We start from the raw sequence: 2,001 nt of genomic DNA, 5'->3' as shown, positions 1-2,001 counted from the left end.
CTAGTGGATGTGCCCGCCGACATACCTGCCGACCTCTTTCCAGAGCAGCTGTTGGTCACTGCGCCAAAGGTATATGACGCCATGGCCACGATGCTGATTGAAGCCAGCAGCTAGCCGGTTGGCAGGCGAAACGGCAAGCATTTGAAAAGAAAGCGCAAAAAGAGCTTTTCATTTGGCTAATAAAGCGCTAGTATACGCACCGTCTTGAGGCAAATGCCAAACAGACATCGGAGTGTGGCGCAGCTTGGTAGCGCGTTGCAATGGGGTTGCAAAGGTCGCAGGTTCGAATCCTGTCACTCCGACCAATACTAAAACGGCCGCTTGCGTTTATCGCAGCGGCCGTTTTTTATGCCTGCTATTTCAGCTCAAAAATTGGCCCCAGCGATAGGGGTCAAGGCGTGTTTGGGACTGAAGCTAGCGGCGGTTATCGAAAGGCTCGTTAGAGCGCGGCGTTGATGAGTCGCGCCGCGTGGCTTGCGATTGCTGAGGCGTTCGCTTTCCATTATTTCGGCCGCGTAAATCGTTCCAGGCTGTTTTGGCTTTCTGGCGATTTTCTGGCTTACGCAGCCAGTTAGCGAGGGCCATCATAATCCATTTCCGCATGCGAACCTCCTAGTTCCTGTTGGTAAGAAAGGAGTCTCATTACTCCCAGTTACCTCGCTCGATGAATGTTGTTTCCCCATGTGCTCTGTTGGGGAGGGGCCATTAACCTTGCGCTTTATGGTCGGCGAGTGCTGTAGCTACCGCTTCTTCCCATTGGCCTGCGGTAATTCCCCAATGCTCCATTTCCGCGTGGTCGGGTGAGCCTTCCGCAGCGCTATTGAGCTCCTCTGCGGAGTAGCGTTCAAAACAGTGCTTCGCGAAGGCTTTGGTTTTGCCATCTTGCAACTGGTTAATCATCTCCATGTGTGACTCCTTTCCTTGATAAGAAACTGCCAATAATCGCGAGTGACTGCGGTTATTACAGGCTTCAGTGTAGCGGCTCTCGCATCATTGTGCAGAATGTTAGCGCAATGGTGTTATGTCAGCAGGGCATCCAAGATGATTTTCAGGGCGATGCTCGCCAGCAAACACATAATGAGATTATCAAACCAGCGGTGGGGTAATCGCCTGCCAAGCTGGGCACCAATAGGCATGGCGGCGAGTATCACAAGCAATGCGCCCAGGCTGTAGAGCGTGCGCTCACCCGTAAGAATGCCAGCACTGAGTAGTGCAGGGATTTGTACCAGGGTAATGGCAACGAAAAATACCGAAATTGAGCCAATAAAAACGCGACGCTCAAGCTGCATGGCATTCAAAAAAGTGACTGAGGCAGGGGCCGACATGCCCGCAGCGCCTTGAAGCACACCCGCCAACAAACCGACGGGGAGTACAATTCGCTTTGCGACCGTAAATGGTAGCGTTGCGGTACGCTTGGCCAGCTTGATGATGAGATACAGAAGAATTGCTGCAGCGACGCCTAGCGATAGCAGTGTTGGTGAGAGCACTACTAGCCCCCAGGTGCCAAGTACAATGCCAGCGCCACCGGCTACGGCAAATGAGAGTAGAAAGCGCAAGGGGAGAAGGTGCTGGCGGTACTGCCATACCTGAAGCGCATTGCTAAAAAGATTGGGAGCTACCAGCACGGCAATGGCCAGCTTAACGTCATAAAGCATGGTCAAGACAGGTACAACGACCACCGGAACTCCCGAGCCAATTGCTCCCTTAACAATCCCTGCAATGACGAAAGTGAGCAGTGCAATAATCACGGCGAGTTTCCTTAAGCAGGTATCATGGGCGATACCTGCTATGGGTGAAGCTACTAAGGATTATCTAAGTAAGGGATTATCTAAGCACGTAGCAGGGCGTATAGGGCTGGCCATCAAGCTTCATGCGCCCTTGGGCAACAAAGGAGCTAAGCAACGCATCTAAACGTTGCATCAATTCGGGCTCAGCGGTGAGCTCGAAGGGGCCATGAGCTTCAATGGCGCGAATGCCCGGCTCTTTCACGTTACCCGCCAC

General features: G+C 52.8%; 4 protein-coding genes and 1 tRNA gene. 1 reads left to right on the top strand and 4 read right to left on the bottom strand.

The genetic code is table 11. From position 1 onward, the window contains the following. The first annotated feature begins 228 nt into the window (after window positions 1-228). Window positions 229-305, top strand: a tRNA-Pro gene (locus BIS10_RS18555). 109 nt (window positions 306-414) lie between these two features. Here BIS10_RS18555 and BIS10_RS18550 read toward each other — a convergent pair. From BIS10_RS18550 to BIS10_RS18535, 4 genes are all read right to left on the bottom strand, one after another. Next, window positions 415-603 (bottom strand): hypothetical protein, encoded by a 189-nt coding sequence (locus tag BIS10_RS18550; protein WP_083025970.1) that lies wholly within the window; start codon window positions 601-603, stop codon window positions 415-417. A gap of 102 nt (window positions 604-705) precedes the next feature. Next, the gene (locus tag BIS10_RS18545) at window positions 706-906 is read right to left on the bottom strand and encodes a hypothetical protein (protein ID WP_083025968.1); all 201 of its coding nucleotides are present in this window, start codon (window positions 904-906) and stop codon (window positions 706-708) included. A gap of 113 nt (window positions 907-1,019) precedes the next feature. Beyond that, the gene (locus BIS10_RS18540; RefSeq protein ID WP_083025966.1) at window positions 1,020-1,748 is read right to left on the bottom strand and encodes a sulfite exporter TauE/SafE family protein; all 729 of its coding nucleotides are present in this window, start codon (window positions 1,746-1,748) and stop codon (window positions 1,020-1,022) included. Window positions 1,749-1,824: 76 nt separating this feature from the next. Continuing rightward, the coding region (locus BIS10_RS18535; RefSeq protein ID WP_253507704.1) for a pyrimidine/purine nucleotide monophosphate nucleosidase domain-containing protein at window positions 1,825-2,001 on the bottom strand (177 nt) is incomplete at its 5' end.

Source organism: Halomonas sp. 707B3 (assembly GCF_024158645.1).
Classification (GTDB): Bacteria; Pseudomonadota; Gammaproteobacteria; order Pseudomonadales; family Halomonadaceae; genus Vreelandella; species Vreelandella lionensis.
Note: the sequence above shows the minus strand (reverse complement) of the source record. Positions and strands in the feature narration are given on the sequence as shown.

What these genes read in the sequence shown, in the direction of transcription:
- BIS10_RS18550 (WP_083025970.1), bottom strand. Translation starts at nt 603, where the DNA reads ATGCGGAAATGGATTATGATGGCCCTCGCTAACTGGCTGCGTAAGCCA.
- BIS10_RS18545 (WP_083025968.1), bottom strand. Translation starts at nt 906, where the DNA reads ATGGAGATGATTAACCAGTTGCAAGATGGCAAAACCAAAGCCTTCGCG.